Below are 20,253 nucleotides of genomic sequence, written 5' to 3' on the forward strand. Positions count from 1 at the left end.
GGCGGGTCAAGAAACCGGACCGCTCGAGAGCGGCGAGCCAGTCGCGACGGTCTTCTCCATGGCGCGGCGGTCGGGCACCGGTTGCGACCAATCCGTCGATCGCATAGCGTTGCCCGGTTTCGCCGTTGCGGATCTTGGACAATGCGCGCGAAGACAAGGGGCGACCATCGGGCATCACCAGATCCGTGCGCGGTGACGAGCGACCGACATACCGGCTGCCCATCACCGCATAGAGTTGGCCGACATGACCGGGGAGATAGACATGGCCGTTCTCGTCGACGCGTCGGATCGGGTCGGCATAGGAGATGACGGAAATGATCTCCGGCTTGGCTTGCCGTAGCAGCTTGAACGCCCGAGACACGAGGAAGGTCTCGCCGTTACCGCCGACATCGTCGAGGAGCGCGAGGCGCCCTAGATCGCAAGCGGTGCGCGGGTTGGGAAGGCCCGCGCTTTTGGGGACCGAGGCATCGTTTATTGGATGGGCGAAAGCGCAGACGCCGACCAGTTCGGAGCGGCCGCCGGCGCCGTTGCGAAAAAGGCCGACCGATAGCCGGGTGACCGGCATCGATCCGGCATAATGGTGCATCGCTATGAAGGGGCCTGCTACCCGGATGGTGTCGATGACGTCGACCGAGAGTGTTCTCGGATCGATTTCGCTTGCGGACGGGACGAAGCGGCTACGCCGGTCGCGCCAGCGTTGGGAGCGGGTCGTAAGCATGGTTGCTCAAGCCGCATCCGGGCTGGCCGAGCCAGGCTCAGCATCGTCCTCGTCGGGCAGCAGATCACAGGTGCGCTCGTAGAATTCGAGGCTGATTCCGCGTGCTGCGGCCTCCCAATAGGTCAGGTCGCGATGGTCGTCGGCGTTGGGGCCGGTCGCCATCTCGATGACGGGGTGGATCGAGAAAATCTCGCCTGTCGGGAGGCGGAATTGATTGGCGACGCCTTCGAGCGGTTGCGTGTCGTCGGGAACCGAGCAGGATCCCTCGATGATATAGGTGACGAGCATTACGACCTCCTTTGGATCATCAGTCCCCCTCCCTCTCCCCTTCGGTCGTGGGTTCCCAGTAGATGCTCTCGGTCGAGTAGAATTCGTCGCCCTCATTGTCGAAATAGATGGACAGGACTTCTTCGTCCGTCAGCGCCTGAGGGTCTCGGGGATCATCGATCTCCGACCAGTTGTCGCGACAATATTCGGCTAGATCGGCGATCAGCGCGTCGTGGCAAAAAGTGGCGTAAAAATTGGTCCCGTGCCGGTGATCGATATGGCCGACATGGATCTCGACCGGCCACGGCACGACATGACGGTTCACGAGAGCCTCGGCGATCGACAGATCTTCGATGAGATGGTGGATGGCGTCCGCGTCGAGGTCGCTGGGGGTTTCGATGGCGGCGCGGGCACGCGCGAGCAATTGCGCGTGATCGCGCCTGGTGGGCTGGTTCATTTCTGGGTTCCTTGCAGGAGAGTTGGCGATCGGACGGTTACCCCTGCGGATAGCCGGTGCGGTCGAATGCCCGCCGAGTGAGATCCGGGACGCGATCGTTGCTGTAGGGGCTTTCGTCGGCCAGATTGAACGCACGGTTTTTGGCGCCTACCCAGTCGATCGCGTCCACGACGTAGGTCTCCGTGGCAAAACGGTCGAAGCCGCTGAAGAATTCGATATCGACCATGAACCGGGTCGGCTCGGTCGACGCGGTTGCGAGGATTTCGTTTTCGGCATCGAGGAGATCGCCCGCTTCGCCGCGCAGCCGGTCGATGTCGGGGTCGAAATCCTCCCAGTTTTCGTCTTCGGGGCATTCGTCGGCGAGATAGCCCGACATGAGATCGTGGATGGAATCGAGCATCTCTTTGCGCGCAGTGTTCGAGGTCATGGCGGATTCCTGGGTTGACGTGCTGCCGGGAGCACGGAGGTCCCGGCAGCGCTCGGGTTCAATGGACGCTTGCGAGAAGGGTGCGGGCCTTGCCCTCGAGCGTGAGGCGGCTGTCCTGGTGGGTTTTCGAGCGGGCGACCGCCGTGATGCCCTGGACGAAATCGTAGATGGACGCCGCAGGATGCCCCTCCTCGGCGAGTACGGTCGCGATGATCTTCGCGCTCTCGGGCTTGGAGAAACCGCGTCCGCGCAGGAAGGTCTCGCGATCCTCGTCATTACGGGCGACGATCCGCTCGCGCGCCGTTTTGATACCATCGATGAAGGTGCGAGGAGAGGAGTCGGCAAAGTGCGTGAGCGCGGGCGCCGCCTCGCCGGCGAAGCGGTTGGCAGCGAACTTGGAATGCCGGATCTTGATCTCCTGGAAATTCTCGGCGCCCCAGATATTGCGGTTCATGCACACCGCGCGCAGGAAGAAGGTGGCGACACCGAGCGTGGTCGAGCCGACCTCGCTATTCCAGGCGTAGAAGCCCCGGAAGTAGATGTCGGGGTCGCCATTGGGGAGCTTGCCAGCCTCGATCGGATTGAGATCGTCGACCAAAAAGATGAACACGTCGCGGTCGGACGCGTAGAGGGTCGTGGTCTCCAGGCTGATATCGACCAGCGGATTGTAGACCATCGTGCTCCAGTTGAGCAGGCCAGGCACCTTCCAACGCGTGTCGCCGGTGCCGGTGCCGGCGAAGCGCATGATCGCCTCGACCAGCTCATGGTCCCAGATTCGCCCGTAATCCGGGCCGGTGACCGCGCGCAGTTCGGTGCGGCCATCATGAGTCTGGAGCATCTTCACCTGTTCGCCGCGATGCTGGATCAGCCCGTGCTGAAGGTTGATGCCGGCAATCGGGCTGGGCAGATCGCGCAGGTAGGAGGCAGGTGCTCCGACCAGGCTGCAGAGCTGGCCGAAGGACCAGTTGGTCGGCATGATGGGGTCGCGACCACCCGGAACGTGGAGGGCGAGGCGATCCGGGGTGTCGGTGCGTGCCTCGACACGGATTGCGCGGCTCTCGACGATCTCGGTGCGGGCGGTTTCGGCGCGAGCGCGGACGCGGTCATAGAGGCTGTCGAGCGAAAGGAAGCGTTCGTCGTCAGGACGCTTGAACCATTCGGAGGAGACGCGGCTGATATTGTGCCCGCGGCTGATGTCGACCTTGTAGCCGGCGGAGGCCGGACGCGGGGCATTTGCGATCATGTTCATGGAGGTTCTCCGGGAGGCTGGCTGTGCGCGTGCCGGTCCTCAGCCGCGCGCCTCACCCCCTCCCGCCCCCCTCCCCTCCACGGGAAGAATGGCGAGGTTGCCGGGACCATGGTGCATGGTCTCGCGGCCCTGATAACGCTCAGAATTCGATCAGGCGGTAGCCCCTGGGCTTGAGCAGCGCCTTGACCCATGCCTTGTCGATGGGCGTCCCTTCACTCGTGCTTCGTATCGCGGCGTCGGCACGTTCGAAGAGGGCCACGCAGAGCTGGTCGGAATCGAAGCGGGAGCGGTATTGGATGCCGTCGAGATGGGTGTCGGCGTGGACCATCGCCGAAATGCGCTGCGAGGTGTCGTAGCCGCCGGGGTTCGCGGCAGGATCGAAGTCGGCGGCTACGCCGGCGGCCGTCGTCCTGAACCATGCGAGGCCGGGGCCGTGCAGCTTCGCGAGCCGCAGGGTTCTGGTCGTGGTGAAGGTCGCGGCGCGCTTGCGCTGCACGCGGTCCAGCAGAACATCGGGATCGCCGGGGTTTCGCAACAGACTTTCCACGAAGGGACCGACTTGGGTCTTGCCGAGATAGAGGACACCATAGGTTCCGGCGGGATCGTCCCAGCGCCATGTCCCGTCCTTGCGCCCATACCAGCGTGCCGCGACGGTGGCGTCGTGAACGCGATGCAGGACCTGGCCGGCAGCGATGGTTGCTACCGGCATTGCGCCTCGGCTGGTCATGCTCAGTCGTTCAGCGTCTGGGCAAAGCGAATAACGCGAGCAACATCCGCCTCGTCCGCTTTGATGAGATCGATGGGCCGTTCCTCGCCGAGCCCCTCATCGCCGCTCACGAGAAACTGAAGGAGCGTCCAGCCGCTCACGCCGGGAACAGCAGCCAGGAGGCGCGGGATCGCGGATCGAATGGTATCGCCATCGAACTGGAACGCGGGGAACAGCTTTGCGCCGTTGTCCTCGATCATCAGCAGCCTGCGGTCCCGCGCGGCTTTGTAGACGGCCTGAACGGTCTTGTGCCTCAGAAGCTTGCGGACAGCCTCGGCATCGAAAACGCCTCCGGCCTGCTCGATCATGCGGCGCTTGAAGGCGATCGCGTTGGTGATCTCCTCGGCCTCATCCGGGTCATCGGCTTCAACCGCGGGAATGCCGCGCGCGATGTTGAGCACGAGCGCGGTCACGTCGACGCTGCTGATGGCGGCGGTCTTGGCAGCGAGCGGCATCATCTTGATGATGCGGTCGGCGCTGGCCATGATGCGATCGCGCAGGACGCGATCGATATCGACGGTAGCGGTGGTTGCGTGGCGCGGCATATCAGGCCCTCGTTTAGTGAGTTTCATATAGAGAGCTTTCGAGAATAATTCAACGAAACAATCCATGTGCGGTCGTCGGGAAGCTACCGCCTGGCCGAATGAAGGAGGTTCCCATCGGCATCATATCGATCGGGGTCGGCGCCGGGGACATCCCAACCGAACATGGAACCGGCCTGCATGGCGGTGATCTGGGCCGGAGTCGCGTCGAATGTCGCGTTGATGGCTTCGATCGTCATTCCGTCAGGCATGGGCCAATACCCCTTCTCACCGCGCTTGATGACGATGGGTTCGTCAGTGCCCGGTAGATGGGCGGCGCACATTTCGGGAAGCTTGGCGAGATTGGCGAGACGCCGTTCGGCCGCATCGAGGATCGACTTTTCGAGGTCGCAAAGCCAGGACGGACCGAGATGGTTGCGGACGCGACGGAGCGAACCGCCGAGCGGCTCGGACTCGTCCTGGCCGTTCATCCATTTCATCGACAGCTGGTCTTTCCAGCGGCGGCCATGGCGCGCGCGGAAATCGACAAGGGCGCGCCACATATCGTCGTCGGGTTCGGTCATGAGAAGCTCCTTAGGGCTGGACGATCAGGCTGCTCGCCCGGAGCGACCAGGCAAACGCGCGTGACCGAGGGAATTAGAAGAGGCTCAATTGCCTCGGGGTGCCGGTGGTGTCGGCCCGGCGGGGATCGGCCGGTTCAAATGCCGTCTCAGGCGTTGCCGGCGGATTCAAGAGCCGTTGGGCGGCGGCTTCGGCGTCGCGGCGCGACAGCCGGGCGCTCCAGCCGCCGAGAATATGAGCCGGCGTATACCAATGGTCGCGCATTTCCATCGACAGTGAGTTGCCGACGACCACCACCGCGGGGATATGCATCAGGGTGAACTGGACATAGGCCATGTGAACGGCGCGCGTGTCGATATCGATGGCCGTCACGTGCAGATGCTGCTGATAGTTGACACCCTCCTGGCGCATGGCCTCGGCAAGGGCGATGATCAGGGAGCCGGCGCCACAGGCTGGTTCCATCGCGCTGACGAAACCGTTGCGCTCTATGAGTTCGAGCAGCGATTCACGGCTGCCGATGATAGCCTGCGCCATGGTTTGGCAGAGGATATAAGGCGTGAAGAACTGGCCGCGTGCCACATTGTGCAGTTCAAGCTCACCATAGACCGTCCCGAGAACATCACCGGGTTCCGCTTCAAGGGCGGAAACGACCTCAGCTAGTATCTTGGGGAAAGTCTCGACGATGTCGCGGTCATAGCGGCCGACGATTTCCAGATAGCGCTTCTCGCGCTTCTCGCGGTGCTTGAGATCGACAGCATTGGAAAGGGCGATCGCGATCGCCTCCATGCAATCTGCGAAGAGATTATGGAGGTCGTAGCGATACTGACAGGACCGGAATAGCTTGCTGATCGCCGCGACATGGCTTTGGTGGGAGGGCATGGCATGTTCCCGGGTGGGCCGGCACGCCGCGGGACCGGCCGGAGCTGGCCGGGCACTTGCCGCAGCGGTCAGGGAGGATTGGGAAAGGCGTCAGTCCGGGAGGCTTTCCGGGACACCGCCCATTACCCCCCGCTCTGCTCCCACGTCGGCGGCGAGGAGAGTTCAGATGCCAGTATTCCGATTGTCGTAGATGGGCTGCATATCGGCGGACCAGGCGCCGAGCGGCCAGATACAGCCATTGTAGCTGATGCGTGCGATCGGTACGTCGTCGACGAGCACATGCCCCTCCGGGAATCCACTCGCGCCGAGGCCGGATCGCTCGCGGCGCCGGCAGTGGAGGTGAGAGGCGTCGGCCCAGTTGGCTGCGGGAAGGTCGGGATAGCCCGGCTGGCGGATCGTGAAGGTCAGGGCCCGGCGGCGTTGCGATTTGCGCGGGCGCAGAGCCTTGGCGACATGGCCTGCATACACGCCCACGGCAGCCCAGTAAGCGGCGAGCGGAGGCTTGCGGCTGTCCCAGCTTTTCTGGGCGCGAGCGCGGGCATCGTTTTGGAGATCCTTCAACAGGGCGGCCAACAGCGACCGGGTTTGGGGATCGAGCGATTGCAGCGCCTTGACCGCAGGAAGCGCCAATATGGGGTTACGAACCTCGGCGCGGTTTGACCGGGCGTTCATGCTGCCCGGCCCATGTCGAGTTGGAAAGCTGCCTGGTCGGGATTGACGGCCAATGCGAGCGCCAGGGGTTTCACCCAGATTTCCTTCGACGACAGCGTGAAGGTCTCGCCCATGCTCGCCAGCAGAAGCGCCTCGCCGACCTCCTCGGCCATCTTCTCGGCGGAGGCGCTGGGTACCGCGTTGCCGATCCACTCGCGTCGAGTGGAGTCGGAACCGGCCTCGAGGTCGAAGCCGCGCGTCGTCCAGTTCCGTTCCCACCGGCGGACATAGGTGTCCAGCGCGGGGTCGAAGATGAAGATCTCCTCCGGGTCGAACAGCGATTGGAGAGCCGCAAGTTCGAGTGTGGTGAAGGGACGATGCCAGGTGCCGTCGAGTGCGATGATCCGGGCAACGAGGCGTTCGTCGGCGGCCGGGAGCGCCAAATCGTTGGCGGGCTCCGCAGAGCGGGGCGACGTCTCGACCCGCGGATCAGCGAGAGACCAGCGCCCGTTATTGTTCTTGGCGAAGGCCGGGATCGCCCCGGAGACACCGCCCCACGAGACGACGCCATAATGTCCTTGCGTCAGATAGCTGCCCCGCTCGGCGCGGGAGAGGCAGGCGGGGCGAGGATCAGCGATCGACATAGCGCCGCTGCCGACGCGATCCGAGCCGGTGACGGTCGGCGCTTTTCCCGACATCGCCACGACCTTGAGCTTGTTGCGGTGGCTGTTCGGTCCCCAGGTGCAACGGGGATCGGCGACGACGAAAGCCCCCATGCCGGTGGTGCTCGCGCCGATGACGCTGTTTGCCGACATGCGGAAGCCGGTGACGCGATATTTGCCGTTCACATGGCGGCCGTCGGGCGCGCGGGGATCGGCTACGGCAAGGCCACCGCCTGGACCGCCTGGTCCAGCAACGGCCGGCGCGTCCTGCTTGAAGGGGACCACGCGATAGACGTTGTTGAAGCGCGGTCGGCCATGGATGCGGGGATCGGCTACGGAATGGGGGCCGCCGCCAGGGAGCGATTGAGCGGTCACCGCCGTAGCCGAACCGCACCAGGGGCGGACGCCATATTGCTGGTAGGTGAGATTGCCGGAGAGCTGCCGCGGATCGGCAACGCTTGCCGCGCCGCCGGCGACATGGACGGCCCCGCTTATGGTCTTCGCATTGCCGGCATAGGCCGCGACCGAGAGGAGGTTGCGGTGCGCGCCAGGCTTGTAGCCGGGGCGTGGATCCGCAACGGCGTTGGGGCCGGTGGTCGGCTTCGGGCTGCACGATAGAACGCCGGACGCCTGATGCCAGCCCCGGACGCCGAGGACATGGCGATGGGTCGCGTCGCCATAGCCGGGCCGCGGATCGGCGACACTATAGGAACCGTTGGTGGGAAGGCCTCGGGTCGAGATGACGCCGGTCGGTCCGCACCAGAGATTCACACCGAGGAAGCCCGATCCCTCGCGGGTCGAAACCGGGCGCGGATCGGCAACCGAGAAACGTCCCTGCCCCGGCGCGCGGGCGGAGGTGATGAGCCCGGAGGTATCGGACCAGCGTGCGACGCCATAGGCATTGGGCCGGAGGTCGGCTTCCGGGATGATGCCGTAGTCGCGCAGGAAGCCGTTTTCGACGGCAAGCTCATTGAGGCTGCGCCAGTCATGGCCGGCCTTCACGAAGGCGAGCCGGACCCAGGTGCGCCATTGCAGCGCCGGCACCCGATGCATCGCGCCGCCGGCGGGATCGCCGGGCAGCGGCAGCTTGCCGATCACCTCACCGACGCCGCGCAGCGGATGCTTCGCGGGCTTATAGATGAAGGGGGGTACCTTGTCGGGGTGGCGCGCGATCAGAAGGTAGCGCCGACGCGATTGGGCGAGCCAGCCGATCTCGCCGCAGTCGTGCGTATCCTCGGTGACGTGATAGCCGTAGCCGCGCAGCAAAGCGGTGATTTGGTCGAGCAGCCAGCGGCCCCGGGTCATGATCCTGGGGACATTCTCGAACAGCAGGATGGGAATGGGGTCGTCACGATAGGCTTCGAGGGTCAGCCACATGCCGCGCAGCGTCAGCGCATTGAGCGCCTGGTATTTGGCGGTCTTGGAGACGGCGTTGGAAAGGAGACCGGAAAAGCCCTTGCAGGGATAGCTGGCGAAGCAGACGTCGAGCCGCCCGAACACGGCGCGGATGTCGGCGGGCACGGCCTCCTTCCAGCCCGGCAGCGGCTCATGGCCGTGAAAGGCGATATATTGGTCGCGGTCGAACAGGTCCATGACCGTGCCGGGCACGCCGGTCATCCGCTCGAAATTGCGGATGGCGCCCGGATCGACGTCGATGCCGCCCGCACATTCGAAGCGCGCGACGACATTGCCGATGCGCGGATTTGCCCTGTTGAAGCCGCGGGCCCCGGCACCGATGCCGCAAGCCATGTGACCGTGGCGGAAGACACGCACGATATCGCGGGACTGGAGCATGGGAGGCTCCTTTCCTTGGAGAGTTTAGGGGTTGATGATTGTCCGGTCCGTCGCGCCGACGGCCTGGTGCGAGGCTACGCGGGCGCCCGGCTCAGCGAGCGAGGCGTCGTTCGACAGCTGATGGTTAGGAAGCAGGGCAAGCGTGTAGAGCGACTCAGAACGCGTGTCCGCGAAGGCGTCGTCGGCGGCAGCCTAGCAGCCGCGGAAGCGCCGACCGCTCTCGCAGAACAGATAATCGTTGGCGGCGATGGCCTGCTCGACCGCCTCGTCCGAGGTCAGATAGTCATATTCGGAGCGAAGGCTGCGATAGAGCCAGCGGGCCAGGTCGCGAAGCGCCTCGACGATCATCTCCTCAGCCTTGTCGCCAACGTCGCTGCGGGCCGCATGGTCCCGTTCGACCGAGATCGTCATACAATATTCGTGGTAATACCGGCCGCTGTGGCGAGCGTCGGCGCGGAGCTGGTAGAAATATCGCCGCTGGACGTCCCTGAGCGTGTCGGCGATCCGATGCAGATCGGGGTCCTGCGGCGCATATTCGCGGATGCGCCGATGGGCGCCCGTTACATAACCATAGCTACCCTCAAAGCAGGCACCGTCGCCCTGGCTCCAGAAGCCCGTGAAGTAGATGACGGGCTCCTGCCGGGTTCGGCCGCCATAGAGCGGCACAGCTCGGGTACGCAGATCGACGCCCAGAATTTCGCAGACACGCTGGAAATCCTCGTAGGTGCAATCGAACCAGTCATAGTCGAAGCCGGTTTCGCGATACCAGCAACGGGCTTTGTCCTTGGCCTTTTCGGAAAGCTCATCGAACCGATAGACCGTGATCGGGATGATCTCGGGCATGAGGTTGATCCTTGTGCTGAAGGGATTGCCGCCGGCTCAATCGAAGAGCGGAAGGCTTCCCTTGGGGAGAGGTCCGGTCGAGGCCGCACACGTCGAGGGGGCAGTGCCCGTATTTGCCCATGCGATCGGCCAGGATGTCGCGCGCTGCATGAAGTTCGACGAAGGGGCCGGAATGTCCGCTCGGCCGGTGGCAGCCGACCCAATGGGAGTCTTGCAGTCTGGACGCACGTCGGAATGCTCAACAAGAGACTGCGCGACCCAGCCGCCACGCCACCCATGACTACCGTCCTCCCCTCCATTTTGACTTCCGGTGCAAACGGAGGCACGAGTTTGTTTACGGTTGCGCAAGTGCGTCTGGTTCAAGACCGGTAGTTCCACCCAGAAGAAGGAAGTTGCATGGCCGAGAACGACCATTCGGGCGTCATGTCTTTGACCGTGACGTTGCTCAGTGCCTATTTCGCGAACAATACCGTACCGAGCAGTGAGTTGCCGGCGCTCGTAGAGGGGACACGGCGCGCCCTGCTTGGCCCCGGTTCAGCCTCAAAGGAAGTCCCCGTTACGCCCGCTGATAGGAGTGTCGCGGAAACACCTTCGGCCATGCCGCCAATAGAGGTCGAGCCTGAGGCGGCCGCCGCCGAGTCAACATACAAGCCCGCAGTTTCCATCGAGGAAAGTCTCGCCTCTCCCGACCAGATATTGAGCCTCATCGACGGCAAGCCCTACAAGGCGCTCAAGCGACATCTGTCGACACATGGACTGACACCAGCCGAATATCGCGCCCGATACGGCCTCCCGGCCGGCTATCCGCTGGTCGCCCCGAGTTATTCTGCGGCTCGGCGCGAGGTTGCCCGGAAGCTGGGTCTCGGCAGCAAGCGCAAGAGCGCTTCGGCGCCAGCGGCCGAGGAAGCTCCTGCGAGCCCAATTGCCGGTGCGGTCGAGTCCGTCCACCCCGAAGCTACTCCGGCCAAGACCGCACCAGCACGTCGTGCGCGCGCCAAGGCCGTGGCCGTCGAGCCCAAGCCCGCAGCGAAAAAGGCGAAACGCAAGACCACCAAGGCCGGTGTCGCCAAGGCTCCTGCGGCGACCACGGATACCGCACCGAAGCCGAAGCGCAGCCGGGCACGGAAAGCGACCGGCGAGACCACGGCGCCAACCGGGGCAGCACCGCAAGTCGCCCCGGCGGAATGATCGATACCGTCCGGGGCCATCAGGGTCTCGGACGGTTTCCGCTCTGTTGACGAACCGGCATCTGCGGATCAAAACCGCGTCATGGCGAGGATCGCCTCGATCACGTCGTTCGAGCGGTCCAGCGGAATGAACAGACGGATCCTGTACTGAATGACCTCGCTGAACTCGCCGCGCGCCTTCAGCCGCGCAACGAAGCGGCGATCATCGCTATGCGGCGGCGGGCTGATTGGGGTCGAACTCGAACGGACCGTAGATCTTCAGATGCCGGAGAAGAGCCTCCCCGACATCGAAGCGGGCGTCTGTCGCGGCCTGCCGCAGAGCATCGGCCGGGGATTGATCGCCATAGGTGAGCTGAGACCAGTGAAGGTCGTCATCGATGACGATTTCCGAGATATAGACCATCATGGCTTCTTCTCCGGGAAGTTGGGCGGCCAGCCCGCCTGGTCGAGGAGTTCGGTCGCGAGTTGCTCGATTTCCCAGGCCTGATCCTTGGCGAACTGGGGCTGGATCTGGGCCTGACGGGCATGGGCAATGATGCGTCGCAGCCCGTGCAGAACCGTGTTCATGTCCTGGCTCATACGGCCTCCATCAGGTGATATTGTCACAATGGCCGGAAGCACCGGTTTCGATGAAAGCCGCTATTGCGCGTTGGGCGCTGGCGGGCCGTTGGTGCTGACCGCTTCACGGGCGACATCGGCAGGGCTGGAGACGAATACGCTCCAGTCACCGTAGAATACGCCATCATATTCGATGAGATCATCGGCGATGGTGAAACGCCAATCGCACACGGGGCCATGGACGTTGGAAAAGCCTTGCTGGCGCCAGTCGGCCATCACAGCGGGGAAGAAACGGTCCATCACCTCCGGTGCCGCCGCGAATTTGACGTCGCACATATAGGTCGTCTGCACGAACGCCAGCGGACCGATCACCGGGCCCTCGCTGCCCCAGTCGTCGAGATTTTCGGCAGGATCACGACGCCCGTGCCAGAGGCGCAGGTAAAGCGCGCCGGAAGTGTTCGGCGTCGGCGCGGGATCGGGCACATAGCCGGCGAGCAGCGCGCGAGCGCGATCGACGGCGCGGTTGTCGACCTGCTCGAAGACGGAGGGAATGAGAGCCTTCAATCTTTGGACCTCGGCTTCGAGAGCGGCGAGCGCTCCGATCGGCTCGGACGGCCCGAAGCGTGCCGACGCGAACAACTCATAGGTGTAGCCGGCAGAGCCGTGCCGTTTAACGATCGCGAGGGCCTCCTGGCCGCTCGCGCAGTCGTTGAGTTCGAAGCGGCACGCCATCTCGTCTGTGGTGATTCCGGCATAGGAGAAGGCCGCCGGTGTGCCGTTGGCGAGCGTGCAACTGAACGAACCGCCACCAGAACGGTGAACATAGGCGATGTGGCCCAGAGAGCCGGTCGCCTTGATCCGGATGGGAATCGTCATCCTTTCCTCCCATGATGAATGCGACCTCCCCATCCCGCTTCACTTCCCCAGGCCCGAGGGTGAATGGCTAGCTGCGCGCGGCGGATGGATGAGCGGTCTGATAGAAACGGGGCGCTGCGAGGTCGCAGACGATGTTCCGTGATTTCAGCGGGTCTTTGTCGGCGGTCGCCTTCGCCGAGGCGACGAAGGCGGAGCGGGCCATTTCCGCGATTGCAACGGCGTCATGTCGCCAATAGCCAGGAGCCATGACCTCGAATCGCAAGACCTTGTCGCTTCGCTTACCCAAGCAGGAAGACGGAACGGCCGATGAGGCGAAAGCCATCATCACCTATGGCATCGCACATCTGCTCTCCTTGCGGGCGACCTATAATCGCGGCATGGTGATCCTCGCGCCGCACATCCTCTATAAGCGGCACGACGAACCTTATGTGGACGCCGTGGTTGTAGAACGAGACGGTTCAAAGCCTTCAGAGGTCAAGCTGGGCACCTTCAAGCTATCGGGGTTGCGCGGGCTGGCGATGACGTCCGAGCCGTTCGCACCATTCGGCGAGTTCGATCCGAACGCCCCGCGCTATGCCGAGGGTGTGATCGCCCGGGTAGGAAGCTGAACGGCTTCGGGGCCGCTCCCGGCAACCGGTTCTCTCATTGGCTCAGGCCAGAAGCGATGGGTCGATGGCATTGTCAGGGGCGACGTCGGTGCTCCATAATATCGCATCGATCAGGCCTTGTCCGCCCGCGAGGACATCGGTTTCGCACATGACGTCGATGTGACCGGGGCCTGACAGTTTCACCAGACAGTGGATTTCACCGTTTGCGGCTTGCAATGCCAGCGCCAGTTTCTGGCAGTCGCAATAGGACTGGATCATGGTCGGAGCCTCATGATGCCAAAAAGCCCCGGCACGCGGCCGGGCCTTCAGGGGAGGACGCGGATTACGCGACGAGCCTTGGCTAACCCCGGGTCAGTGGGCGCGCGCCGGACTTGCGTCAGGTTCAGGGCTGCCCTCGCGAATAGCGACCCACGCCCAGTAGCCCAGCCGGGTATCGTCGTTGGCCACTTCGTATTTCCAGTCATCGACCGGGTGGTGGGGATGTTCCCCCCAAGGGCCATAGAGGCGGATGTACGTCTCCATCAGATGATCCCTCCCGTAAGAGCTGCGGTGAGGGCTTCGCGGGTGGTTTCGAACTCCACGCGGTCGGGGAAGATGGCGCACCAGCCGCCGCCGAATTCGCCAGGCCGCGGTCGGGAGCAGGTTTCCGTCCATTCGAATCCGATCGGCGCTTCCTTGAGTGAGGCCTGACAACAACCTTGAATGAGGTTGGCGATAGGCTCCGGCTGGAAATGGGTCATGCCGTATATGTAGATCGTGTAGCGGTCCGGAGCGTCGTCATGGCGATCCGCCCTGATGTCCGCCCCCAGGTGCGGAAAATCGGGATCGGGGAATTGGGACCGAAAACCGCTCCACGGATCTTCGGGTTCGGTCGGCGGAAATATCGCAAGGAGGCTGGCACTGGGGGTGCCGGCGGCGAGTTTAAGCGTCCGGTCGAAAACGAACTGGAAGGCTTCGTTCAGCAACAGCATTTCGGCGCTCGTGCAGGAGAAGGCGAAGCTGGCCGAAAGATGATTGTCAGCCATGGGGCCCTCCGTGGGCAGCGGCAGCACCGATCAGGCGGCGGAGCTTTACCCAAGCTGCCTCTTCACCGGCGCGCAGGCCGCCGCTGAAGCCACGGCGGTAGAGCCGATAGGTGATCGCAACCATTTCAGGCGAGGCGGAGTCGGGGATGAAGTCGAGGAACTCCCCCTCTTCGTTCTGAAGCTCCAGAACGCCATCGTGGCCTTCGATAGAGGGGAGAGCGACGCGCGCGGTGGAAAGAAGAGCTGCAAGGTCGGCATTGAAGGTTTCGACGAGCAACTGCCTGATACGGTCGGGCATGTGATGTCTCCCGAATGGGAAATCGACAGACCATCTGCCGATCAGCACATGCCCCTCCTCCTCCTCTCCCTCAGTCGTGCCCGCCCCCGAAACCGTCAGTCCCCAAGTCACCGCGATCACCGATGAAATGGGGATAGCGATCGTCCCACGAAGGGGGCCGGATCTCCACGAGGCTATCGTGGATCTGGATTCCGGGCGGGCTGTCGCCGGGATCGAAAACCATGCGCGCGCACTCGCAGATATCGGGTTCGTGCTCGGTGCCGCAGATGTCTTCGAAACCGCCCTGGTCCGCGGTCCCGTTGTTCTCCTCATAGGCCCCATAGGCACGCCGCCACATGGCCTGTGCGTCAAGGACCTCGATGTGCAGGGTCACATGGGCAAAGATGGGATAGGTCATAACGACATCTCAGTGGGTTTGGGTTGGGAAGTCGTGACGCTCACTTTGGGGATCGCGCGGCGTAGCGAAGAGAAGCGCATCTGACCTCTACTCAGCACGATAGCTACGAGGCGGGAGACAACGCCGTGCGGTCCGACACGGCGCCATCACGCGCCGGCTGAGCGGCGCCGCTCAGGGATTTGAAAGCATCGGGGTCACTTCGGTCATTACCTATTGACCCTGACATGATGTCAGACCCTACATCGTCTGGCGTCGAAAGGAGCAAAGGCGATGAACGAAGGGCATTCGGCGGCGCACGGTGGCGGTTGCTGCGGCGGTCACGGCCCGGCCAAGACTATCGAGGGCGTCAAGGATCCGGTCTGCGGCATGACCGTCGATCCGGCGAAGACCGCGCACCATGCCGAGCATGGGGGCAAGACCTGGCATTTCTGCAGCGCGGGGTGCCGCGCCAAGTTCGTCGCCGATCCCGAGCGCTATCTGGGACCACCCGCGCCACCGGCCGATGCACCCGAAGGCACGATCTGGACGTGCCCGATGCACCCGGAGATCCGCCAGGACCATCCCGGCGTCTGCCCGATCTGCGGCATGGCTCTCGAACCCGCGACGGTGACCGCCGACTCCGGTCCAAGTCCGGAGCTGACCGACATGACGCGGCGGTTCTGGATCGCCCTGGCGCTGAGCATCCCCGTGCTGGTGCTCGAAATGGGCGGGCACATTTTCCCGGCGATGCATCACTTCGTCCCGATGTCGGCATCGGTATGGGTCCAGCTCGTCCTCGCCACGCCGGTTGTGCTCTGGGCCGGCGGGCCCTTCTTCGAGCGTGGCTGGGCATCGCTCAGGACCCGCAATCTCAACATGTTCACCCTGATTGCCATGGGAACCGGCGTCGCCTGGGGCTATAGCGTCGTCGCGACACTGGCGCCGGACGTCTTCCCGCCCGCCTTCCGCAGCGCCGATGGCATGGTGGCCGTCTATTTCGAGGCGGCCGCGGTCATCATCGTGCTCGTGCTGCTGGGCCAGGTTCTGGAACTGCGCGCGCGCGAACGCACCTCCGGCGCGATCAAGGCGCTGCTCAACCTCGCCCCCAAGACCGCGCGTCGCATCGGTCCTCACGGCGCCGACGAAGAGGTCAGCCTCGATCTCATCGCCGTTGGCGACCGGCTGCGCGTGCGGCCCGGCGAGAAAGTGCCGGTGGACGGCGTGGTCGAGGACGGGCGCTCCTCACTCGACGAGTCGATGGTGACAGGCGAGTCGATGCCGGTCACCAAGGCGAAGGGCGACAAGGTCATCGGCGGGACGCTCAACCAGACCGGCGCGCTGATCATCGTCGCCGACAAGGTCGGACGCGACACCATGCTTGCGCGCATCGTCCAGATGGTCGCGGAGGCACAGCGCTCACGCGCGCCAATCCAGCGCATGGCCGATCAGGTCGCCAGCTGGTTCGTGCCCGTCGTGATCGCCATCGCGGTCGTCGCGTTCATCGCCTGGAGCATCTGGGGGCCAGAACCTCGCTTCGCCTACGGCCTCGTCGCGGCGGTGGCGGTCCTGATCATCGCCTGCCCCTGCGCGCTGGGCCTCGCGACGCCGATGTCGATCATGGTCGGGGTCGGCCGCGGCGCGGGCCTGGGCGTCCTCATCAAGAACGCCGAGGCGCTCGAGCATATGGAGAAGGTCGACACGCTCGTCGTCGACAAGACCGGCACGCTGACCGAGGGCCGGCCCGCCGTCACCAGCATCGTTGCGGCATCCGGCTTCGACGAGACCGAACTGCTGCGTCTCGCCGCTTCGGTCGAGCGCGCATCGGAGCATCCGCTGGCGCGCGCGATCGTGGAAGCAGCCAAGGACCGAGGTGTCGCAACCAGTGATGTCAGCGACTTCGATTCCCCGACCGGGCGCGGCGCGCTCGGCACCGTCGAGGGGCGCCGGATCCTGCTGGGCAATGCCCGCTTCCTCAGCGAGGAGGGCGTCTCGACAGAAACGCTGGCCGAGCAGGCGGACGCGCTGCGCCGCGACGGCGCGACCGCCATCTTCATTGGCGTCGACGGCAAGGTCGGCGGAGCGTTCGCGATCGCCGACCCCGTCAAGCAGACCACTCCCGAGGCGCTCGCCGCCCTTAAGGCCGAGGGCATCCGCGTGGTGATGCTAACCGGCGACAATCGCACGACCGCTGAGGCAGTAGCTCGCCGCCTCGGCATCGACGAGGTGGAAGCGGAAGTGCTGCCCGACCAGAAGAGCGCTGTGATCGCCCGCCTGAAGCGCGAGGGGCGCGTCGTCGCGATGGCCGGAGACGGCGTCAACGACGCGCCTGCGCTCGCGGCGGCCGATGTCGGCATCGCCATGGGATCGGGCACCGACGTCGCCATCGAAAGCGCGGGCGTGACGCTTTTGAAAGGTGACCTGACCGGTATCGTGCGCGCGCGGCGGCTGAGCCAGGCGACCATGTCGAACATCCGCCAGAACCTGGTGTTCGCCTTCATCTACAACGTCGCCGGTGTGCCGGTGGCGGCGGGCGTGCTCTACCCGCTGTTTGGCATTCTGCTCTCGCCGATCATCGCGGCCGCAGCAATGGCACTGTCGTCGGTCAGCGTGGTCACCAATGCCCTCCGCCTCAATCGGCAGACGCTGTGAACATCGGCGAAGCATCACGGCGAAGCGCCGTCTCGGAGCGGATGATCCGTCACTATGAGAAGATCCGCCTCATCCCGGCGCCGCCGCGCCGGGGTGCAGGCTATCGCGACTATGGCGAAAGCGACCTGCACCGCCTGCGGTTTATCGCCAACGCCCGCGACCTCGGCTTTCCGATCGAGGAGATCCGCTCCCTGCTCGGTCTCTGGCAGGACCGAAACCGGTCCAGCAGCGACGTCAAGGCGCTGGCGCTCGCCCGCGCGGACGAACTCGGGCGCAAGGCCGACGCGCTTGTCGCCATGCGCGCGACGCTCATGGAATTGGCGGAAGCCTGCTCCGGCGACAAACGGCCCGACTGCCCGATCATCATGGGGCTGGCCGGTGTGCGCCATTGAAGTGCCCGGATTGGTGCGGCGCAAGATCGCTTGGTCACCACTTGTGACTGGAGCAGGTCATTGGCGCCTCCATAGGAATACGGAGTGCGAGGAGACTGTCCTACATGCAGGGCTTGCTGCGCCGCACCAGGAGCGAGAGCGTGCCGAATCAGACCAATAGCCTCGACCCGCTGGACGGCCTGGCGGCGACGCGGCATCGATCCAGCTTCGGCGCCATCGCCCAACTGACTTCGGGCCTGTCGCCTGCCACGTTGGCGCAGTCTTATTCCGACTGGTTGACTCACCTTCTCGGCTCGCCGGGCAAGCAGTTGCAGCTCGCTGCCAAGGGCGGCCGCAAGATCATGCGATTTGCCGACTATGCGATGCGCAGCGCGTCGCCGGGGCGCCCGATTGCGGACAATATGTCCTCGGCATGGTTCGTCGGCACGAACAGCCTGGTCTTGTAGGCAATGATCTCCGTGAAGCAGCCGAGCGATTTCAGCCACTCTCGCCTGGCCGGCGGGAAGTCCTTGACCTCCAGCCTGGCCTCGCCGTTCACATGGACGCGCTGCAGGCGCGTGCCAGGCAATGACGGGATGGCAACACCGTCGTAACCGCGTGCGCCGGCAATGAGTTCGGCCGGCGACAATGCAATGGCCATCGTGATGCCGAAGGACTGGGCCAGCTTCTCGAAGCCAGCGGGCGAGACGATGCGGCCGAGCAGCGAATTGCCTTGCTCGTCGGAAATCCGCCACACGCGGACATCGTCGTCTGGAAGCCGGTTCCAGACCGGCAGAAGCAAGCCGGTCGCGATGTTGATCGTCTCGATATCGACGCGAGCGGCGATGTCCGCGCATTCCTGATCCCAGGCCTGGCGGAAGCTCTCCTCGCCGATTTCCTGCCAATAGCTCTCTGCCAGCGCTGACTGCCGGATCCGTTCAGAGCCGACGGGCCGGATGAGCTGCCAGACCTGGATGGATCGGCCTTCATTGTCGAGAATGGACCATGAAGGCACACGCAGCGCAACGCGTCCCGATTTGCCATTCTTCAGGAAGGCGACGTCTCTCGCATCCGACCATTCGTCCATGAGGCGTTTGAACGGCGTGGCGCGGCGGCGGTGATGCAATTCGAGGCGGGAAAGCTTGGTTTCCGCGCCGGTGACAGGGTCCCTGCGCAGGATTTGCTCCTCAAGGACCACCATCCGTTCGGCCTTGATGGCCTCAACGCCCACGTCGAGCGTGCCGGCATCCCTTGCGGCATCGATGCGTGCCTGGATCAAGGCCATATATTCCTCGAAGATGGCATCCTGCGTGCCGATCCGCAGCGCCAGCAGGCGATTGAGCCAGCGCTGGATCGGCGGAAGATCGGAGACCAAACCGCCGCCTTGGCCCTCGGTCAGCTTGAGTCCCGTCATCTCCACGAAATCGTCGAGCGTCGTGCTCTTCAACTTGCCAAGGTAGAGCAAGTTGTACCACTGATGCAGGGCTTCCTTGGCGTAATCGCTTTCGAGATTGTCGGCCGGGTCGAAGAGATTCTGGCCGCCCGTCTGCCGCTGGCCCCGCGTGAGCGCGCCGAGACTGTCGAGGCGTCGGGCAATGGTGCTGATGAACCGCCGCTCGCCGCGGCAATTGGTGGTGACAGGCCGGAAGATCGGCGGAGTGAGTTGGTTGGTTCGATTGGTGCGTCCAAGGCCCTGGATCGCGCTCGACGCACGCCATCCCGGCTCAAGCAGATAGTGGACGCGCCGGCGATGGGCGCTCCTGCAATTGCGGTCAGCGTGGTAGCTGCGCCCGGTTCCGCCCGCATCGCTGAAGGCGAGGACCGCCTTGTCGCCGGACATGAAGGCGTCGGCTTCGGCGATATTGCTGCGCGCGGTCCGGCGTTCGACCTGCTGCCGTCCCTGGCTGTCGACAATGAGCCTGCGGGTCCGGCCCGTCACCTCCGCCAGGCCGTCGGTACCGAAATGGCGAATGAGTTCGTCGAGCGCGGACGGAATGGCCGGCATCGCGCAGAGGCGCTCGATCAGATTCTCGCGTGTTTGCAGGGCAAATTGTGAATGAACGGGTCGGCCGTCCCCATCGGTCATCAGTTCGGAACGGTTCTCGCCGTCGGTCCCCTTGAAGACCCGCATCATCCGCGTCGGAAAGGCGGAGTTGAGATAATCGATCAGATATTCACGGGGTGAAAGCTCGATATCGAGATGAGCACGTTCATCCGCGGGCAGGTCGGCCAGCCGCCGGTCCAGCATCGCCTCGGCCGTCGTGACGAGTTGGACGACCGCATGTCGCGCTTCGGCGACGTCCTGTTGGATCGCGGTCAGCATCGTCGGCAGCTTCATCGCGATCAGGAGCTGGCCGAAGAAGCGTTGCTTGGCGCTCTCGAAGCGGGAGAGCGCCGCGCCCTTGGCCTGACCATTGAGCGACCGGCCGCTCATCCGGTCAACGACATTGGTTTCCTTGAGGACGTCATCGAGGTTCTGGTGGATCAGC

General features: G+C 64.3%; 27 protein-coding genes. 5 read left to right on the plus strand and 22 right to left on the minus strand.

Going from position 1 to position 20,253, the window contains the following annotated elements:
• The 12 genes from NN5_RS20080 to NN5_RS20135 form a co-directional block, all read right to left on the minus strand.
• Positions 1–718, minus strand: a 718-nt coding sequence (locus NN5_RS20080) for a Mom family adenine methylcarbamoylation protein (RefSeq protein ID WP_067737434.1), incomplete at its 3' end; no start/stop codon positions are given.
• A 6-nt stretch (positions 719–724) separates the two neighbouring features.
• Positions 725–1,006, minus strand: coding sequence for a hypothetical protein (locus tag NN5_RS20085; RefSeq protein ID WP_067737436.1), 282 nt, complete (start codon positions 1,004–1,006; stop codon positions 725–727).
• 19 nt (positions 1,007–1,025) lie between these two features.
• The gene (locus tag NN5_RS20090; protein ID WP_067737439.1) at positions 1,026–1,442 is read right to left on the minus strand and encodes a hypothetical protein; all 417 of its coding nucleotides are present in this window, start codon (positions 1,440–1,442) and stop codon (positions 1,026–1,028) included.
• A 37-nt stretch (positions 1,443–1,479) separates the two neighbouring features.
• Positions 1,480–1,869: a hypothetical protein gene (locus NN5_RS26650; protein WP_217998711.1), complete on the minus strand. Its 390-nt coding sequence runs from the start codon at positions 1,867–1,869 to the stop codon at positions 1,480–1,482.
• A gap of 58 nt (positions 1,870–1,927) precedes the next feature.
• Positions 1,928–3,118, minus strand: coding sequence for a hypothetical protein (locus NN5_RS20100; RefSeq protein WP_067737443.1), 1,191 nt, complete (start codon positions 3,116–3,118; stop codon positions 1,928–1,930).
• A gap of 139 nt (positions 3,119–3,257) precedes the next feature.
• Positions 3,258–3,845 carry an RES family NAD+ phosphorylase gene (locus tag NN5_RS20105; RefSeq protein WP_067737446.1) on the minus strand — a complete coding sequence of 196 codons (588 nt, stop codon included), beginning with the start codon at positions 3,843–3,845 and terminating at the stop codon, positions 3,258–3,260.
• 2 nt (positions 3,846–3,847) lie between these two features.
• On the minus strand, positions 3,848–4,429 hold the full coding sequence (locus tag NN5_RS20110; protein WP_067737449.1) for a hypothetical protein: 582 nt from the start codon (positions 4,427–4,429) through the stop codon (positions 3,848–3,850).
• Between the two features lie 83 nt (positions 4,430–4,512).
• Positions 4,513–4,989, minus strand: a complete 477-nt coding sequence (locus NN5_RS20115) for a hypothetical protein (RefSeq protein ID WP_067737452.1) — start codon at positions 4,987–4,989, stop codon at positions 4,513–4,515.
• A 73-nt stretch (positions 4,990–5,062) separates the two neighbouring features.
• Positions 5,063–5,773, minus strand: coding sequence for an N-6 DNA methylase (locus tag NN5_RS20120; protein WP_245656624.1), 711 nt, complete (start codon positions 5,771–5,773; stop codon positions 5,063–5,065).
• Positions 5,774–6,028: 255 nt separating this feature from the next.
• Positions 6,029–6,538: a hypothetical protein gene (locus NN5_RS27020; protein WP_245656625.1), complete on the minus strand. Its 510-nt coding sequence runs from the start codon at positions 6,536–6,538 to the stop codon at positions 6,029–6,031.
• On the minus strand, positions 6,535–8,973 hold the full coding sequence (locus NN5_RS20130) for a DNA cytosine methyltransferase (protein ID WP_067737458.1): 2,439 nt from the start codon (positions 8,971–8,973) through the stop codon (positions 6,535–6,537). Before NN5_RS20130 ends, NN5_RS27020 begins: the two co-directional genes overlap by 4 nt.
• Before the next feature lie 192 nt (positions 8,974–9,165).
• Positions 9,166–9,816, minus strand: a complete 651-nt coding sequence (locus NN5_RS20135) for a DUF8835 domain-containing pootine (RefSeq protein WP_067737461.1) — start codon at positions 9,814–9,816, stop codon at positions 9,166–9,168.
• A gap of 396 nt (positions 9,817–10,212) precedes the next feature.
• Here NN5_RS20135 and NN5_RS20140 point away from each other — a divergent pair, with 396 nt between their 5' ends.
• Positions 10,213–11,004: a Ros/MucR family transcriptional regulator gene (locus NN5_RS20140; protein WP_067737464.1), complete on the plus strand. Its 792-nt coding sequence runs from the start codon at positions 10,213–10,215 to the stop codon at positions 11,002–11,004.
• Positions 11,005–11,211: 207 nt separating this feature from the next.
• Here the strand turns inward: NN5_RS20140 and NN5_RS20145 are convergent, their stop codons facing one another.
• The 4 genes from NN5_RS20145 to NN5_RS26405 all read right to left on the minus strand — a co-directional run bounded on the left by NN5_RS20145 (position 11,212) and on the right by NN5_RS26405 (position 12,684).
• Positions 11,212–11,409 carry a hypothetical protein gene (locus NN5_RS20145; RefSeq protein WP_067737465.1) on the minus strand — a complete coding sequence of 66 codons (198 nt, stop codon included), beginning with the start codon at positions 11,407–11,409 and terminating at the stop codon, positions 11,212–11,214.
• Positions 11,406–11,570, minus strand: a complete 165-nt coding sequence (locus NN5_RS26015) for a hypothetical protein (RefSeq protein ID WP_157081231.1) — start codon at positions 11,568–11,570, stop codon at positions 11,406–11,408. Before NN5_RS26015 ends, NN5_RS20145 begins: the two co-directional genes overlap by 4 nt.
• Positions 11,571–11,642: 72 nt before the next feature.
• A complete protein-coding gene (locus NN5_RS20150; RefSeq protein ID WP_067737468.1) occupies positions 11,643–12,437 on the minus strand; it encodes a hypothetical protein in 795 nt (264 codons plus the stop codon).
• A gap of 67 nt (positions 12,438–12,504) precedes the next feature.
• Positions 12,505–12,684, minus strand: coding sequence for a hypothetical protein (locus NN5_RS26405; RefSeq protein WP_169801023.1), 180 nt, complete (start codon positions 12,682–12,684; stop codon positions 12,505–12,507).
• Here NN5_RS26405 and NN5_RS20155 point away from each other — a divergent pair.
• Positions 12,683–13,045, plus strand: a complete 363-nt coding sequence (locus NN5_RS20155) for a hypothetical protein (protein WP_245656626.1) — start codon at positions 12,683–12,685, stop codon at positions 13,043–13,045. The genes NN5_RS26405 and NN5_RS20155 overlap by 2 nt on opposite strands.
• Positions 13,046–13,087: 42 nt before the next feature.
• Here NN5_RS20155 and NN5_RS20160 read toward each other — a convergent pair whose 3' ends face one another.
• The 5 genes from NN5_RS20160 to NN5_RS20175 form a co-directional block, all read right to left on the minus strand.
• Positions 13,088–13,303, minus strand: a complete 216-nt coding sequence (locus NN5_RS20160) for a hypothetical protein (RefSeq protein WP_067737471.1) — start codon at positions 13,301–13,303, stop codon at positions 13,088–13,090.
• 93 nt (positions 13,304–13,396) lie between these two features.
• Positions 13,397–13,567, minus strand: coding sequence for a hypothetical protein (locus tag NN5_RS26410; protein ID WP_169801024.1), 171 nt, complete (start codon positions 13,565–13,567; stop codon positions 13,397–13,399).
• Positions 13,567–14,070, minus strand: coding sequence for a hypothetical protein (locus tag NN5_RS20165; RefSeq protein WP_067737474.1), 504 nt, complete (start codon positions 14,068–14,070; stop codon positions 13,567–13,569). Before NN5_RS20165 ends, NN5_RS26410 begins: the two co-directional genes overlap by 1 nt.
• The gene (locus NN5_RS20170) at positions 14,063–14,368 is read right to left on the minus strand and encodes a hypothetical protein (RefSeq protein ID WP_067737478.1); all 306 of its coding nucleotides are present in this window, start codon (positions 14,366–14,368) and stop codon (positions 14,063–14,065) included. The genes NN5_RS20165 and NN5_RS20170 overlap by 8 nt, the downstream gene beginning before the upstream one ends.
• 70 nt (positions 14,369–14,438) lie before the next feature.
• Positions 14,439–14,765: a hypothetical protein gene (locus tag NN5_RS20175; protein WP_067737481.1), complete on the minus strand. Its 327-nt coding sequence runs from the start codon at positions 14,763–14,765 to the stop codon at positions 14,439–14,441.
• A 270-nt stretch (positions 14,766–15,035) separates the two neighbouring features.
• Between NN5_RS20175 and NN5_RS20180 the strand changes: the two genes are divergently transcribed.
• From NN5_RS20180 to NN5_RS27025, 3 genes are all read left to right on the plus strand, one after another.
• Complete coding sequence (locus tag NN5_RS20180; protein WP_067737483.1) at positions 15,036–17,393, plus strand: heavy metal translocating P-type ATPase; 2,358 nt, start codon at positions 15,036–15,038, stop codon at positions 17,391–17,393.
• Positions 17,390–17,785: a Cu(I)-responsive transcriptional regulator gene (gene cueR, locus NN5_RS20185; RefSeq protein WP_067737486.1), complete on the plus strand. Its 396-nt coding sequence runs from the start codon at positions 17,390–17,392 to the stop codon at positions 17,783–17,785. Before NN5_RS20180 ends, cueR begins: the two co-directional genes overlap by 4 nt.
• A 104-nt stretch (positions 17,786–17,889) precedes the next feature.
• Positions 17,890–18,231: a poly-beta-hydroxybutyrate polymerase N-terminal domain-containing protein gene (locus NN5_RS27025; RefSeq protein ID WP_067737489.1), complete on the plus strand. Its 342-nt coding sequence runs from the start codon at positions 17,890–17,892 to the stop codon at positions 18,229–18,231.
• Here NN5_RS27025 and NN5_RS20195 read toward each other — a convergent pair.
• Positions 18,141–20,253 (minus strand): strawberry notch C-terminal domain-containing protein (locus NN5_RS20195; RefSeq protein WP_306305119.1); only part of this gene is annotated, 2,113 nt, incomplete at its 5' end. The genes NN5_RS27025 and NN5_RS20195 overlap by 91 nt on opposite strands.

Source organism: Novosphingobium naphthalenivorans NBRC 102051, from assembly GCF_001590985.1.
In the GTDB taxonomy this organism is placed as follows: Bacteria; Pseudomonadota; Alphaproteobacteria; order Sphingomonadales; family Sphingomonadaceae; genus Novosphingobium; species Novosphingobium naphthalenivorans.

Excerpts from the sequence above, each read along its gene's own strand:
- NN5_RS20085 (WP_067737436.1), bottom strand. The coding sequence starts at position 1,006 with ATGCTCGTCACCTATATCATCGAGGGATCCTGCTCGGTTCCCGACGAC.
- NN5_RS20090 (WP_067737439.1), bottom strand. The coding sequence starts at position 1,442 with ATGAACCAGCCCACCAGGCGCGATCACGCGCAATTGCTCGCGCGTGCC.
- NN5_RS26650 (WP_217998711.1), bottom strand. The coding sequence starts at position 1,869 with ATGACCTCGAACACTGCGCGCAAAGAGATGCTCGATTCCATCCACGAT.
- NN5_RS20100 (WP_067737443.1), bottom strand. The coding sequence starts at position 3,118 with ATGAACATGATCGCAAATGCCCCGCGTCCGGCCTCCGCCGGCTACAAG.
- NN5_RS20105 (WP_067737446.1), bottom strand. The coding sequence starts at position 3,845 with ATGACCAGCCGAGGCGCAATGCCGGTAGCAACCATCGCTGCCGGCCAG.
- NN5_RS20110 (WP_067737449.1), bottom strand. The coding sequence starts at position 4,429 with ATGCCGCGCCACGCAACCACCGCTACCGTCGATATCGATCGCGTCCTG.
- NN5_RS20115 (WP_067737452.1), bottom strand. The coding sequence starts at position 4,989 with ATGACCGAACCCGACGACGATATGTGGCGCGCCCTTGTCGATTTCCGC.
- NN5_RS20120 (WP_245656624.1), bottom strand. The coding sequence starts at position 5,773 with ATGGAGGCGATCGCGATCGCCCTTTCCAATGCTGTCGATCTCAAGCAC.
- NN5_RS27020 (WP_245656625.1), bottom strand. The coding sequence starts at position 6,538 with ATGAACGCCCGGTCAAACCGCGCCGAGGTTCGTAACCCCATATTGGCG.
- NN5_RS20130 (WP_067737458.1), bottom strand. The coding sequence starts at position 8,973 with ATGCTCCAGTCCCGCGATATCGTGCGTGTCTTCCGCCACGGTCACATG.
- NN5_RS20135 (WP_067737461.1), bottom strand. The coding sequence starts at position 9,816 with ATGCCCGAGATCATCCCGATCACGGTCTATCGGTTCGATGAGCTTTCC.
- NN5_RS20140 (WP_067737464.1), top strand. The coding sequence starts at position 10,213 with ATGGCCGAGAACGACCATTCGGGCGTCATGTCTTTGACCGTGACGTTG.
- NN5_RS20145 (WP_067737465.1), bottom strand. The coding sequence starts at position 11,409 with ATGATGGTCTATATCTCGGAAATCGTCATCGATGACGACCTTCACTGG.
- NN5_RS26015 (WP_157081231.1), bottom strand. The coding sequence starts at position 11,570 with ATGAACACGGTTCTGCACGGGCTGCGACGCATCATTGCCCATGCCCGT.
- NN5_RS20150 (WP_067737468.1), bottom strand. The coding sequence starts at position 12,437 with ATGACGATTCCCATCCGGATCAAGGCGACCGGCTCTCTGGGCCACATC.
- NN5_RS20155 (WP_245656626.1), top strand. The coding sequence starts at position 12,683 with ATGACCTCGAATCGCAAGACCTTGTCGCTTCGCTTACCCAAGCAGGAA.
- NN5_RS26405 (WP_169801023.1), bottom strand. The coding sequence starts at position 12,684 with ATGGCTCCTGGCTATTGGCGACATGACGCCGTTGCAATCGCGGAAATG.
- NN5_RS20160 (WP_067737471.1), bottom strand. The coding sequence starts at position 13,303 with ATGATCCAGTCCTATTGCGACTGCCAGAAACTGGCGCTGGCATTGCAA.
- NN5_RS26410 (WP_169801024.1), bottom strand. The coding sequence starts at position 13,567 with ATGGAGACGTACATCCGCCTCTATGGCCCTTGGGGGGAACATCCCCAC.
- NN5_RS20165 (WP_067737474.1), bottom strand. The coding sequence starts at position 14,070 with ATGGCTGACAATCATCTTTCGGCCAGCTTCGCCTTCTCCTGCACGAGC.
- NN5_RS20170 (WP_067737478.1), bottom strand. The coding sequence starts at position 14,368 with ATGCCCGACCGTATCAGGCAGTTGCTCGTCGAAACCTTCAATGCCGAC.
- NN5_RS20175 (WP_067737481.1), bottom strand. The coding sequence starts at position 14,765 with ATGACCTATCCCATCTTTGCCCATGTGACCCTGCACATCGAGGTCCTT.
- NN5_RS20180 (WP_067737483.1), top strand. The coding sequence starts at position 15,036 with ATGAACGAAGGGCATTCGGCGGCGCACGGTGGCGGTTGCTGCGGCGGT.
- NN5_RS27025 (WP_067737489.1), top strand. The coding sequence starts at position 17,890 with ATGCAGGGCTTGCTGCGCCGCACCAGGAGCGAGAGCGTGCCGAATCAG.